The following is a 13,018-nucleotide window of genomic DNA, read 5'->3' as shown; positions in this document are numbered from 1 at the left end:
GGTCTGGGGACCCTCCCCCACGCCCCCGTTCGACGACGACGCCGCGCCACCCGGTGCCGGCCCACCACCACCGGCACCGGGTGCGTCCTCGGGTGCAGAGAGGGGCGCCTGGAGCACCGTGTCCAGCACGTCGTCCAGGCCCGGGCCCCGGATCACGGCATCCGTGCCGCCCGGTCCACCGCCCGTGACGACCACGCCCAGGTTCGAGAACCGGACCTTGGAGGCGAAGTCGGCCGGGGACGTGATGTCCGCACGGGTCAGGGCGACGTCCAGTGCCTCCGCGGTGCGGGCGACCTCCTGCACCAGGGTGGCGGCGGAGCCGTGCCACGGGGAGTTCAGCTGCGCCGCGGAGAACATGCCCAGGACGGCGTGCTCCGTCGCCTCGTAGCGCTGTGCCGCGAGCGCGAGGCGGGCCACGGTGACCCCCATGTGCGCGATCCGCCCCACGAGGTCCCCCGCGAGGAACTCGGCACCGGCCGCGGCCTCCCCCAGGAGGGACTGGCCGGTGAGCGCCCACAGCTCGAGCTCGGCCGTGAGCGGGGTCAGGCCGAGCAGCACCTCGCCCAGGTCCGCCGCGATCCGGCCCACGTCCGCCGTGGTGGTGTGCAGATCCGCGGTGTCCACGGCCACGGCACCCGCTCCGCCGCCGTGGACCTGGATGCTCGTACGGGCACCCTCCACCGCGGCGGAGACCTGCTCCGCCGAGGTGTACCCCTCGGCCACGGGACGCCGCCCGGTCCCGAACAGCTCGGACTGCAGGTCCTCCGCCCTGCCGTGCACCTCCGTGATCCCGTGGTCCATGTCCGGGGCGGGCCCCGGAACCACGTCCCGGTGGGGCACCGCGGTCACGGCGTCGCTCCCGAGGGCAGGCGGCCCGCAGAACCGCGCGACGCGGCGCCCGGCCCGGGTGCCCCGAGGGCCGACGGCCCACCCGGCGGACCCGCGGCACCGGACGGCGCCGGGCCCGTCGGAACCGGAGCATTTGCACTGGTACCGCCGCCGGGCGCCACGACACCCTGGAGGATGCCCACAGGCCCCAGGACCGCCCCGAGGACGCCCAGCAACGGCCCGCCCAGTTCAGCCACGGATTCCACCGCGGCGATGCGCTCCCCGAGCGCGCCGGCCGCCCACCGGATGCTCTGGGCCGTGTCCCGGCACCGCTCGACGTCCTCCCTGAGGTCCGACTCGTGACGTTCCAGGCGCGCACGGAACGCACGGGCACCGGGACCGGTCCAGGGGGTGCAGCCCACGGCGGGATCCGAGCACCGGGAGGCGAGCCCGGAGAGCCGCTCCGCGACGTCGTCGTAGCGGTGGGCGAGCCCGACGAGGTGCTCCTGGACGAGGAACGAGACCGCCCAGGGGTTGGCACCGGGCAGTGCAGCGGTGGCGGCGAACGGCATGACGGGGTCCTTCCCGCGCCACGGGAACCGCCCCGGGCGCTCGGCGATCACGCTAGGCCGCTCCACCGCGGACCCGGGGACCCGGTGGGCGCCCGGTGGACGGACCGCCCACAGGGGGCTCGGACGGGCGGGGGTGCAGTGCGCTCGCCGCGGCACCGGGAACCGGGCCCGTGGAAGAATGGGGACCATGTCGAACGCCGCGCAGACCCTCCCGTCCGGACGAGTGGCCCTGGGCCAGCAGAGCCCCGCCATCGCGCTGGGCCCCCTGGACGGGCGCTACCGACCGCAGACCGCCGCTCTGGTGGACCACCTCTCGGAGGCGGCGCTCAACCGGGAACGGGTGCACGTGGAGGTCGAGTGGTTCATCCACCTGTGCCGGGAGCGGGCACTGCCCGGTCTGGAGCCGCTCACGGCGGAGCAGGAGCGCGGTCTGCGCGCCGTCGTGGAGACCTTCGACACGGACTCGGTGGCGGAGCTCGCCGAGCTCGAGGCGGTCACGGTGCACGACGTCAAGGCCGTGGAGTACTTCCTCGACCGCCGTCTCCCGGAGCTGGGGCTGGAACGGCTCACCCCGCTGGTGCACTTCGCGTGCACGTCCGAGGACGTCAACAACCTCTCCTACGCCCTGGGGATCAAGGATGCGGTGGAGCGCGTGTGGCTTCCCGCCGCACGCGGTCTCGTGGACGCGGTCTCGGCCATGGCCCGGGAGGCGAAGGCCACCCCCATGCTGTCCCACACGCACGGGCAGCCGGCCACCCCCACCACCCTGGGCAAGGAGCTCGCGGTCTTCGCGCACAGGTTGGACCGCCAGGTGCGGCGTATCGAGGGCACCGAGTACCTGGGCAAGCTCAACGGCGCCACCGGCACGTTCGCGGCGCACACGGCAGCGGCCCCGGACACCGACTGGCCCGAGGTCTCCCGCTCCTTCGTGACCGGGCTGGGCCTCACCTGGAACCCGCTCACCACCCAGATCGAGTCCCACGACTGGCAGGCGGAGCTCTACGCGGATGTGGCGCGGTTCAACCGGATCCTGCACAACCTCTGCACGGACGTGTGGTCCTACATCTCCATCGGCTACTTCCAGCAGATCCCCGTGGAGGGTGCCACCGGCTCCTCCACCATGCCGCACAAGGTGAATCCCATCCGCTTCGAGAACGCCGAGGCGAACGCCGAGATCTCCTGCTCCCTGCTGGACACCCTGGCTGCCACGCTGGTGACCTCCCGCTGGCAGCGGGACCTCACGGACTCCTCCTCGCAGCGCAACATCGGTGTGGCCCTGGGGCACTCCCTGCTGGCGATCTCCAACGTGGTGAAGGGCCTCGAGCGCCTGGACGTCGCAGAAGCGGTCCTCGCCGAGGACCTCGACGGCAACTGGGAGGTGCTGGGCGAAGCCGTCCAGACCGCCATGCGGGCCGAGGCCGTCGCGGGCCGCGAGGGCATGGACAACCCCTACGAGCGGCTCAAGGAGCTCACGCGCGGGCACCGGGTGGACGCGCAGCGCATGCGGAAGTTCATCGGATCGCTGGGGCTCTCCGAGGAGACCGCACAACGTCTCGGCGCCCTGACCCCCGGTGACTACACGGGACTCGCCGAGCAGCTCGTGGACGCCTACGGGCTCTGAACCGCCCCGCCGGGGCGCACCCGTCGGGTCGCCCCCAGAGTGCGCCGAGAGGTCGGGCCGCGAGGCCGTGCCCTCGGACCGCGCAGCGGGATCGCGTTGCCGCACCACGTTGCCGCACCGCGCCGTCAGGCCGCGCCGACCACCTGGGGAATCCGCGGCTGATTCCCTCCTGCTGGCGCCCGGTCCGGAGCTGTCCAGCGTCGCACGAGTGCCGGAACGTTCGTGGTGATCTGCTGCACGCCCAGGGCCAGGCACACGTGGGTGTCCGCGAACGTGTCCACGGTCCACACCCGCAGCACGGAGCCGTTGCGTCGCCACTGCTCCACCTGCCACGGGTTCTCGCGGACGTAGCGGATGCCCGGCCCGGCGATCTCCACCTCCCCGCGGGAGATGAGGGGAACCGCCGGGGGCACCACCAGGCGCACACCGGCCCGGCACAGCGCCGCAGTGACCGCCCCCACCCCGAGCCCTGCGCGCACCGTGGACAGGCTCGTGCCGGACACCAGCTGGCACACGTGCCGCGGTGAGACGTAGTCCAGGAGGTGGCGCACGGCATCGGGGTGGAAGCTCATGACGGACACCAGCACGGTCCCCAGCCAGCCGGTCTCCGGATTCCAGCCGCGGCGCATGAGGAGCGCGAGCACCGCTTCCTCCAGCCCCTGGCCGTACGGGCTGGGGTGCTTGGTCTCCACGGCAAGCCCCCCCGGGCGGTCCGCGGCGAGCAGCAGGTCCAGGAGTTCGTCCAGGGTCATCAGCTGCTCGTGGGCGGCGCCGTGGGACGGCGGAATGCGCACCCCCTTCCAGCTGGTCACGTCCAGGCGGCGCAGCTGGGCGAGGGTGTGCTGGGCCACGGGCCCGCTGCCGTTCGAGGTGCGGCCCAGCCGGGCATCGTGGTGCAGCACCAGGTGGCCGTCGCTCGTGAGGTGGACGTCGCACTCCACACCGTCCGCGCCGTCGGCGAGCGCCTGCACGAAGGCGGCCCGGGTGAGTTCCGGGTAGCGCCGCGAGGAGCCACGGTGCGCGTAGACCAGGGGACGGGCGGGAGGACTCTCGAACGGGGCAGCCACGCGGCCAGGCTAGGAATCAGGAACGTCGCACCGTGGAGCATCGGCTGTCCGGCCCGTGCACGCCCGGTGACGGGTGGGTGAACGGGTGCTGCGGGCAGAGCACGGACGAGGTCGGGGCGCCCCGCGGTGCCCAGCACCCGGGACGCCCCCGACCTCACCTCGCGCGTGCGCGGAGCCTACTTCTTCCGCCGGTCCTTGCCGGACTCCACGGCCTTCTCCTGCGTGGCCGAGGCGCCCCCCGGGAACTTCTCGGCGCGCTCACCGGTGTCCAGGGTGGCGGGGAAGTCGGCGGGGTACTCGCCGAAGGCTTCCTGCGCGGACTTGATGACCTGCCGGGCCATGGCCAGGTTGGCGCCGCCGCCCACCACGGCTCCGAGCCCGAACGGCAGGGCACGGCCGAGCATGGCCCCGGACTGGCGGGCCAGGAAGCGCTTGACGAACATGTTGCGGACGGTGCGCCCCACGTCGAAGTGCTTGGAGTTCCCGGAGGACCTGCCCAGCATGAGCCCCCACTTGCTGGAGAGGCTCTTGCTCGCCGAGGAGCTGGAGAGCAACTGGCCCATCAGCGCCTGGCCGTCCTCGCCCAGCATGAGCGCCATGATCATGGTGCGGTTCTGCTCCTCGTCCTGCGGCTCCACGCCGTGCAGCTCCGCCACGGCCTGCGCGTAGAGGGCCGTGGCCTCCAGGTAGCCGGCCACCGCCACGGACGAGAGACCGAGCGAGGCAATGGTGCCGATGCCGGGCACCGCCGCCGTGGCACCCACCGCACCGCCGCCGGCGGTCACCGAGCGCACGTAGACCTTCTGCGCCCGCTTGGCCAGCTGGGCGGGGGTCTCGTCCGGGTGCTGACGGCGCATGTGCTTGATCATCTTGACCACCCACGGCCGCTGGATGCGCAGGGCGTGGTCCAGGAACTTGTTGATGCCGGGGGACGGCTTGCCGTTCTCGTCGAATGCCTTGTTCAGGGGGTTCAGACCCATCGGTGCCACTCCTCGAAAAGGGATAGGGGGTGCTCGGCGGGGGCGCCGAGGACATCGAACTCACTATGGCACAGCACCCCCGGGATTGCGCACGGGGCACCTCGGCGTACGCCGAGGGCTCACAGCTGCGCCGCGCCCCGGTCCGCAGGGGGCCCACGACGCCGCTCGCGGACCCGGCGCGCCGTCCCGAGGCCCTGCGTCGAGCCTCCGCGTCCCGCCCTTGCCCGAACGGGAGGTCTCAGTGGGTGGTGAAGTCGGTGTACTGTCCCGTGGCCGGACCGAAGTGCTCGTCCACGGTGATCACCGCGCCCGGGGTGTCCCGGGAGATCAGCGCCTTCAGGAGGTCCCCCACGGCCCAGCGGGGCCCCTCGGCCACCACGGACACGGTGCCGTCGTCGTTGTTGGTGGCGGTTCCGGTGAGCCCCAGCTTCTCCGCCTGGCGCCAGCACCAGTACCGGAAGCCCACGCCCTGCACCGTGCCGTGCACCACCGCCGCCAGGGCGATGACCTCGTTGAGGTCCAGGTTCTCCGGTTCACGGCCCGCTGCGGCACGCGGGTGGTTGGCTGGCATCTCCATGCCCCTCAGCATAGGAGATCACCCGGTGCGCACCACACCTCGAGGGGGCGGGGGGCACCGGGCGGTGCCGCGCCGGGCGGAGTGTTCGAGCGGAACGTTCGAACGGAGTGCTCGGGCGGATGCACGTCACGGGGCGGGCGAGCCGTCCTCCGTTGAGCACTGCTCCGGAGGGCGGACCGCCGGGCCCGCAGGGGCTCAGGCCAGGGAGTCGACGGCGTCCGCGACCGGGGTGTCCCCGTCCGCGAACTCGATGAACTTCCCGCTGGTCCCCTGCCCGTGGGTCAGGACGCGGGCGGCCACGAGGGCCACGTTGCCGCGGGACGTGTTGCGGTTGTCGTCCTCACCGGCCCTGCCCAGGGTGATGGAGCCCGAGGGGTCCTCGTCCGTGAGCACGCCCGGACCCAGGATGGTCCAGTCCAGGGACGACTCACGCAGGTGGTCGTCCGCGTCCGCCTTGGACTGCGCGTAGGCGTAGAAGTCGTTGTCCTCGGGGACGCCGTGGTCCTGCCCGGCGCCCATGTAGGACACCATGACGTACCGACGGACCCCCGCGGCCTCGGCGGCGTCCATGGAGCGGATGGCGGCATCACGGTCCACCGCGTAGGTGCGCTCGGGGGAGCCCCCACCGGCTCCGGCGGACCACACGACGGTGTCCTGCCCGCGGAAGAGCTCGGTCAGGGCGGCCACGTCCATGTCCTGGACGTCTGCGACCACGGGGGTGGCGCCGGTGTCCTCGATGTCGCGGCTCTGCTCCTGCTTGCGGATCACGGCGCGCACCGACTCACCCTGCTCGGAGAGCAGCCGGTTCAGCTGCAGGGCCACCTTGCCGTGGCCGCCGATGATCGTGATCTCGGACATTGCGAGTCCTCCCTCTCGGAACGGGTCTGGCGGGAACAGCGGATGTCCCCGGGCCCTGTACAGCACCCCCCGCCGCCCGATTATTCCGGACAGGCACCGGAGGGACCGCCTCGGAGAGTGCCCCGCTCAGTGGGAAGGAGTGGTCCCCGCCAGACCCGCGGTCAGGGAGGACACGAACTCCCGCAGGTTCGCCTCCCGGTGCTGCACGAGGGTGTCCGCCACGACTCCCACCAGGCCGTGCACGATGAAACGGTCGCACGCACCGGCCTCGGGATCGACTGAGGGGCCGTGCTGGGCGCGCGCGTTCCGCAGTCCCGTGACGGCGTGCTCCACCACCGCGTCCCGCACCGTGAAGCACCCGGGCCCGGAGAGCACCGAGCGGTAGTAGTCCCGGAACGCCTCGATGTGCTCCGCGATGGGCAGCAGCACCACGTCCCACGGGGTCGGGTGGTGCCCGTCGGGGGCCGGTGACCGGCGGGGGACGCGCGCCAGGAGCGACTCCGTGGCGCTGCGCAGCACCTGGTCCCGAGAGCCGAAGTTCTCGTAGACGGCCTTGCGGCTGACACCGGCGGCATCGGCGATCTCGGTCATCCCCACCTGCGAACCGCGGCTGGACACCAGGGTCACCGCGGCCTCCACCACTGCGGCGCGGGTGCGTTCGATCCGCCGGTCCATCTTCACTCCATTTTCAAGGTCGTCGATCGGGGGCCTGGCCATTCAACGCTTTCGGCGGACATTGCGCGACAACCCAAAGGGTGAGATGCGACTGCTACGGACGTCGCGGAGTCACCGCCTCCACCAGGAACACCTGCCCGGTTCCCTCCACCGTCACCGTGCTGGGCCCGTCCAGGCACACGAGCGATTCCCCCGACGACGCCGTGCACTCGGCCGCCCCGCCCCGCCCGGAGCACCCGGCGCGGGCCGTGACGCTCCCCTCCGTGACCAGCAGCATGCACGTCCCCGCGGTCTCCCGCACGAGTGGTCTGCCGGGGGCCACCGTGGCCCGCACCAGGCTGATCGCGGGGTCCCACAGCGGGTACCGCACGGCACCGTCCGGGGTGGGGAGGGTCTCCAGCAGGGTCACGGGCTGCTGCTCCTGCGCCATCACGGCGAGCAGCTCCGGGACGTCCACGTGCTTGGAGGTGAGCCCCGCCCGCAGCACGTTGTCCGAGCAGCCCATGACCTCCACCGCCGTGCCACTGAGGTACGCGTGGACCTGCTGGGCGGGGGTGAACAGCGCCTGCCCCGGCGCCAGGTGCACCACGTTCATGCACACCGCCACGAGCAGTCCCCGGTCCTGCGGGTAGTGGTGGCCCAGCAGCCGGATCAGGCGGCGGGTGAGCTCCGCCGGCTCCAGGCCGGGGGTCAGCGACACGGTCCCCTCTTGTGAGGACGGGCCCGCGGCGGTGGCGCACGCGCGCACGGCGGCCGCGGCGTCGTCGTCGGAGAGCTCCAGGGCGTGGCGCAGGGGGCTCGGCGACGCCGCCGCGCGGGCCAGCCACGGCAGGTCCAGCTCCGCGGCGAGTACTGCGAGCGCCTCCCGGTCCCGCTGCCCGGCGAGCAGCCACATGTCCGTGAGGGCCACCACGGTCTCGGGCTTGGCGTGCTCGTCCTTGTAGTTGCGGTGGGGCGCGTCCGGGGCGGTGCCCGCGGCGTTCTCCCGCGCGAACCCCTCGCGGGCCTGGTCGGAGGTGGGGTGGACCTGGATGGACAGCGGCGCCTCGATGGCCAGGATCTTGAGCAGGAACGGCAGGTGCGGCGCCACCTCGTCCAGGCCGCACTGGCGTCCGTCGAGCTCCACGCGGGAGGGCGCGCTCGCGTGGGCGCCCATCCACAGCTCGGCCTCCGGCCGCTCCGTGGGGCAGGGACGGCCCTGGAGACCGGCGAGCACCGAGCGGGACCCCCAGGCGTAGTGCTGGATCGGGTTGCTCATCCTCAGGAACTCGGCCATGGCACACATGTAACCACAGCGCCCCACGAATCCCGGGGCGCACCGGATCCGGCCCAGGGGGCTCCCGTAGAATCGGCAACCGTGACCACAGACCTTTCCTCATCATTCAAGGCTTACGACGTCCGCGGCATCGTGGGCGAGAGCATCACCGCCGAGAGCGTGCGGGCCACCGGCGCCGCGTTCGTGGACGTCCTGGGCCTGGCTGGGTCCAGCGTGGTGGTGGGCGGGGACATGCGCCCGTCCTCCCCGGAGTTCATCGAGGCCTTCGCGGACGGCGCCACGCGGCGCGGCGCGGACGTCACGGTGATCGGCAGCATCTCCACGGACGAGCTGTACTTCGCGTGCGGCACCCTGGGCTGCGCGGGCGCCACGTTCACGGCGAGCCACAACCCGGCACAGTACAACGGCATCAAGATGGCGAAGGCGGGAGCGGTCCCCGTGTCCTCGGACACCGGGCTCTACGAGATCCGGGACACCGCCCAGGGCTTCCTGGACGCCGGGGAGATCCCCGCCGCCGAGCACCGCGGTCAGATCTCGCGCCGGGACGTGCTGGGCGACTACGCCCACTACCTGCGCTCGCTGGTGGACCTGCGGCAGATCCGCCCCCTGAAGGTCGTGGTGGACGCGGGCAACGGCATGGCGGGGCTGACCACGCCCGCCGTGCTGGGCAACGCCCTGCTGGACCCCCTGCCCCTGGACATCGTGCCCCTGTACTTCGAGCTGGACGGCACGTTCCCCAACCACCCGGCCAACCCGCTGGAGCCCGCCAACCTGGTGGACCTGCAGAAGGCGGTGCGGGAGCACGGTGCGGACATCGGCCTGGCCTTCGACGGCGACGCGGACCGCTGCTTCGTGGTGGACCAGGACGGCGAGCCGGTGTCCCCGTCCGCGGTGGCCGCGATCGTGGCGGAGCGGGAGATCGCCCGGGCCCAGGCCGCGGGCGAGGAGCACCCCGTGGTGATCCACAACCTCATCACCTCGCGGGCCGTGCCGGAGCTGATCGAGGCGCAGGGCGGTCGCCCCGTGCGCACTCGCGTGGGCCACTCCTTCATCAAGGCCGTGATGGCCTCGGAGCGCGCGGTGTTCGGCGGGGAGCACTCCGCGCACTACTACTTCAAGGACTTCTTCAACGCGGACACCGGGATGCTCGCGGCCATGCACGTCCTGGCCGCGCTCGGCGAGCAGGACGGCACCCTGAGCGATCTCATGGAGCGCTACGACCCCTACACGGCCTCCGGCGAGATCAACTCGGAGATCGAGGACAAGGCCGCCGCCGTGGACCGCGTGCGCTCGCACTTCGCCGCGACCGATCCCGCGGTCACGGTGGAGGACATGGACGGCACCACGTTCACCCACCCCGAGCAGGGCTGGTGGTTCAACCTGCGCCCGTCCAACACCGAGCCGTTCCTGCGGCTCAACGTGGAGGCCCCGGACACCGCCGCCATGGAGAGCGTCCGGGACACCGTCCTGGGCCTCGTGCGCCAGGGCTGATCCTCCCCCGAGCGCACCCCGCGCCACCACGACGACGCCGCGCAGCCCTCGGCAGTTTCCAGGGGGCCGCGCGGCGTCGTCGTCCGTGCTCGGGACTCAGGCCGCGGTGCGCGTCTCGTCGTGCAGCATCCACAGGTCCGGGCCGGAGATCTCGTAGTGGATCATGAGCCAGTAGACCTCGTCCCACGCGGCCACGACCTCCGGGGTGGCCGCGTCCCCCAGGTCCGCGGCGACGGCCTTGAACAGGTGCTCGTGGACGGTGGGGTACTCCTCGGGGAGCAGCCCCAGCGAGGCGTGCTTGTGCGCCACACGGGAGAGCACCTCGTCCGGGTAGGAGTCCGGGTGCTCGAGCAGGTGGGAGGCGAACACGGCGATGGACCCGGCCAGGGCCTGCGGCTGGGTGCCGTTCCTCTGGTCGGCCCGGCTGAACATCCCGTCCGGCAGGTCCGGGCGGGTCCCGAACATCGGCCGGTAGAACTCCGGGGTGATGTGCGGGATCCGTTCCGCGATGACACCCAGGGTCTGGGCGATGACCGGGCGGGACTTCTCGGACAGCATGGCGGCTTCCTCTCGTCGTGACCGGACGAGACCAATGCGGGCAGGCCGTCTCGTCCGCCTCGCACTCCACGACCGCGGTGTCCGCCCCCAGCACCCTCAGCACGTGCCCCGCGCTCGCGGCACGCCCCTCACCGGGGAGCACGACGACGCCGCGCGGCCGGTGTGGCCGCGCGGCGTGATCCCCCAGGGGGGGCGGGGACCGCAGTGGTGCGGTTCCCGGCCCGGTGTCAGTTGCCCTTGAGGCGTTCCTCGAGCCCGGCGCGCTGCTCCAGGATCACCTCGGGGACGTCCCGCAGGCGGGCGAACCACTCGTCGATGCCGGGCAGCTCCGCGAGCCACTCGTCGGTGTCCACGCGCAGCGCGGCGTCCAGCTCCTCGTCGGAGATCTCCAGGCCGGTGAGGTCCAGGTCCTCCTTGCCCGGGAGGATGCCCACGGGGGTCTCGTGGCCACCCGCGGTGCCCTTGAGGCGCTCCACGATCCACTTGACCACGCGGGAGTTCTCACCGAACCCGGGCCACGCGAACCCGCCGTCCGGAGTGCGACGGAACCAGTTCACGTAGTAGATCCGCGGCATGTTCTCCTCGCCCATGCGCGCACCCGTGTCCAGCCAGTGCTCCAGGTAGTCGTTGGCGTTGTAGCCGATGAACGGGAGCATGGCCATGGGGTCGCGGCGCACCACACCCACCGCGCCCTTGGCGGCGGCGGTGGTCTCGGAGGACAGCGTGGCGCCCTGGAACACGCCGTGCTCCCAGCCGAAGGACTCGGAGACCAGGGGCACGGTGGTCTTGCGGCGTCCGCCGAAGATGATCGCGGACAGCGGCACGCCCTCGGGGTCGTCGTACTCGGCCGCCAGGATGTCCACCTGCTTGATGGGAGTGCAGAACCGGGAGTTGGGGTGCGCGGCGGGCCGCCCGGACTCGGGGGTCCAGTCGTTGCCCTTCCAGTCCGTGAGGTGCTCGGGGACCTCGTCGGTCATGCCCTCCCACCACACACCGCCGTCGTCGGTCAGCGCCACGTTGGTGAAGATGGTGTTGCCGCGGGCGATCGCATGCATGGCGTTGGGGTTGGTGGACCACCCGGTGCCGGGTGCCACGCCGAACAGGCCGGCCTCGGGGTTGACCACGCGCGGGGTGCGGTCCTTGCCGAAGCGGATCCAGGCAATGTCGTCCCCGACCATCTCGGCCTTCCAGCCGGGCACCGTGGGCTCGAGCATCGCGAAGTTGGTCTTGCCGCACGCGGACGGGAACGCCGCGGCGATGAAGCGGGAGTCGCCCTCGGGATCGGTGACCTTGAGGATGAGCATGTGCTCGGCCAGCCAGCCCTCGTCGTGGGCGATCGCGGAGGCGATGCGCAGGGCGTAGCACTTCTTGCCCAGCAGGGCGTTGCCGCCGTAGCCGGAGCCGAAGGACCAGATGGCACGGTCCTCGGGGAACTGGACGATGTACTTGGCCGGGTTGCACGGCCAGGGGACGTCCTCCTCACCGGGCTGCAGCGGGGCACCCAGGGAGTGGACGCACTCCACGTAGGGCGCCTGGTCCCGGGACATCTTCTCCAGCACGGGGGTGCCGATGGTGGCCATGATCCGCATGGAGCACACCACGTAGGGAGAGTCGGTGATCTCCACGCCGTACTGGGGCTTCTGGGCGTCCAGGGAACCCATCACGAACGGGATCACGTACATGGTGCGCCCACGCATGGCACCGGAGAAGCGCTTGTGGAGCGTCTCCTTCATGACCTGCGGGTCCTCCCAGTTGTTGGTGGGGCCCGCGCCCTTCTGGGTCTTGGTGCAGATGAATGTGCGCTCCTCCACACGCGCCACGTCCTCGGGGTCGGAGAACGCCGCGAAGGAGTTGGGGAACTTGTCCTCGGCCAGACGCACGAGCGTGCCCGCCTCGACCATCTGGTCGGTCAGCTGCGTCCACTCGGCCTCGGAGCCGTCCGCCCAGTGGATGCGCTCCGGCTGCGCGAGCTCCGCGATCTCCCGCACCCAGTCCACCAGCTCGCGGTAGTCCGTGGGGGGATTCTCGAGTGACTGCCGAGCCTCGGGGGTGAGCTCCGCGGTCCCGGTGCGTGCAGTGCTGTTGTCAGCCATTGACATGTCTCCTCGTTGAGGCCGTCGTGCGTGCCGCGCCACCCCGGGTCCACCGGCTCGTTCCGTGCGTCCACGTCCCTGTGGAGCACGCCGTGGCCGGGTCCCGCCGGGGTCGCGCGTTGGTGTGCCTGGAGTCTAGCGCGGGCGGCCGTCACCCGGAGGAGAGTTACACCACCGCGGGCCCCGCGCCCCCGTCCGGCGATTTGTGGCCCGGGGCCCGCGGGTGTAAGTTGTTACCCGTTGCACGGGCTTCGGCCCGGCACGAGGGCGCCTGTAGCTCAACGGATAGAGCATCTGACTACGGATCAGAAGGTTGTAGGTTCGAATCCTATCGGGCGCACACTCTGAGGAACCCCGCATCCACCGGATGCGGGGTTCTCGCATTAACCGCCGCGCCCCGCGCGTCCGGCGCCCCCAGGAAC

The 13,018-nt window shown here is 72.0% G+C and carries 10 protein-coding genes, 1 tRNA gene and 2 pseudogenes; 3 read left to right on the top strand and 10 right to left on the bottom strand.

What is annotated here, in order from left to right:
- Window positions 1-849, bottom strand: a pseudogene (locus CWC38_RS08395) (lipase family protein); the annotation flags it as partial.
- Entirely contained in the window at window positions 846-1,451 is a 606-nt protein-coding gene (locus CWC38_RS12245) for a hypothetical protein (RefSeq protein ID WP_206059883.1), read from the bottom strand. The gene CWC38_RS12245 and the pseudogene CWC38_RS08395, both read right to left, overlap by 4 nt.
- Before the next feature lie 127 nt (window positions 1,452-1,578).
- Here CWC38_RS12245 and purB point away from each other — a divergent pair, with 127 nt between their 5' ends.
- Window positions 1,579-3,021, top strand: coding sequence for an adenylosuccinate lyase (gene purB, locus CWC38_RS08385; protein ID WP_121846322.1), 1,443 nt, complete (start codon window positions 1,579-1,581; stop codon window positions 3,019-3,021).
- Window positions 3,022-3,146: 125 nt separating this feature from the next.
- On the opposite strand, the gene CWC38_RS08380 is transcribed toward purB, so the two are convergent.
- The 6 genes from CWC38_RS08380 to manA form a co-directional block, all read right to left on the bottom strand.
- Entirely contained in the window at window positions 3,147-4,088 is a 942-nt protein-coding gene (locus CWC38_RS08380) for a glycerophosphodiester phosphodiesterase (RefSeq protein ID WP_121846321.1), read from the bottom strand.
- 176 nt (window positions 4,089-4,264) lie between these two features.
- The gene (locus CWC38_RS08375) at window positions 4,265-5,068 is read right to left on the bottom strand and encodes a di- and tripeptidase (protein ID WP_121846320.1); all 804 of its coding nucleotides are present in this window, start codon (window positions 5,066-5,068) and stop codon (window positions 4,265-4,267) included.
- A gap of 238 nt (window positions 5,069-5,306) precedes the next feature.
- Entirely contained in the window at window positions 5,307-5,645 is a 339-nt protein-coding gene (locus CWC38_RS08370) for an acylphosphatase (RefSeq protein ID WP_121846324.1), read from the bottom strand.
- 195 nt (window positions 5,646-5,840) lie between these two features.
- Window positions 5,841-6,503 (bottom strand): SDR family oxidoreductase, encoded by a 663-nt coding sequence (locus CWC38_RS08365; RefSeq protein ID WP_121846319.1) that lies wholly within the window; start codon window positions 6,501-6,503, stop codon window positions 5,841-5,843.
- 126 nt (window positions 6,504-6,629) lie between these two features.
- On the bottom strand, window positions 6,630-7,178 hold the full coding sequence (locus CWC38_RS08360; protein WP_121846323.1) for a TetR/AcrR family transcriptional regulator: 549 nt from the start codon (window positions 7,176-7,178) through the stop codon (window positions 6,630-6,632).
- 94 nt (window positions 7,179-7,272) lie between these two features.
- Window positions 7,273-8,454, bottom strand: a complete 1,182-nt coding sequence (gene manA / locus CWC38_RS08355; RefSeq protein WP_240625173.1) for a mannose-6-phosphate isomerase, class I — start codon at window positions 8,452-8,454, stop codon at window positions 7,273-7,275.
- An 81-nt stretch (window positions 8,455-8,535) separates the two neighbouring features.
- Between manA and CWC38_RS08350 the strand changes: the two genes are divergently transcribed.
- The gene (locus tag CWC38_RS08350) at window positions 8,536-9,945 is read left to right on the top strand and encodes a phosphomannomutase/phosphoglucomutase (RefSeq protein WP_121846317.1); all 1,410 of its coding nucleotides are present in this window, start codon (window positions 8,536-8,538) and stop codon (window positions 9,943-9,945) included.
- Between the two features lie 162 nt (window positions 9,946-10,107).
- Here the strand turns inward: CWC38_RS08350 and CWC38_RS08345 are convergent.
- Both CWC38_RS08345 and CWC38_RS08335 read right to left on the bottom strand, forming a co-directional pair.
- Window positions 10,108-10,503, bottom strand: a pseudogene (locus CWC38_RS08345) (globin domain-containing protein); the annotation flags it as partial.
- Between the two features lie 227 nt (window positions 10,504-10,730).
- On the bottom strand, window positions 10,731-12,596 hold the full coding sequence (locus CWC38_RS08335; protein ID WP_121846316.1) for a phosphoenolpyruvate carboxykinase (GTP): 1,866 nt from the start codon (window positions 12,594-12,596) through the stop codon (window positions 10,731-10,733).
- A 267-nt stretch (window positions 12,597-12,863) separates the two neighbouring features.
- On the opposite strand from CWC38_RS08335, the gene CWC38_RS08330 reads away from it, so the two are divergent.
- Window positions 12,864-12,936: transfer RNA gene (locus CWC38_RS08330), tRNA-Arg, on the top strand.
- The last annotated feature ends 82 nt before the right edge of the window (window positions 12,937-13,018 follow it).

Source organism: Kocuria tytonicola (genome assembly GCF_003687455.1).
GTDB lineage: Bacteria > Actinomycetota > Actinomycetes > Actinomycetales > Micrococcaceae > Kocuria > Kocuria tytonicola.
Note: the sequence above shows the minus strand (reverse complement) of the source record. Positions and strands in the feature narration are given on the sequence as shown.